The 250-nt window shown below is 58.8% G+C and carries 1 protein-coding gene; it reads right to left on the bottom strand.

The features are described 5' to 3' along the window. On the bottom strand, window positions 1–250 hold a 250-nt coding region (locus tag SB679_RS25535), incomplete at both ends, for a fimbrial protein (protein WP_410705160.1).

Raw genomic sequence — 250 nt, 5'->3', positions numbered from 1 at the left:
GCACTGTATGTGACTGCTGCAACGTCGCCAGCGGTGACGGGGCACTTCGCAGGGTCTACGCGAAGGGCAAACTTTTCGAGCCGGGTTTTTTGCCCGACTGCTGTGAAGTCTGAAGTTCTGAAGTCGCCCAAATAGACTTTCGGCAGGCCAGGGCCGCCAGGCGTGACGACGTCGATCTGGCAAGTGCCGCCGGCACTTACAGTACCTTCGAAGTTGATGATACCCGTGTTGGCCATGGCTGAGCTGCAGC

This window comes from Chryseobacterium sp. SIMBA_029 (assembly GCF_046535275.1).
Lineage (GTDB): Bacteria > Bacteroidota > Bacteroidia > Flavobacteriales > Weeksellaceae > Chryseobacterium.
The sequence above is the reverse complement of the archived record's forward strand: the minus strand, read 5'-3'. Positions and strand labels throughout refer to the sequence as shown.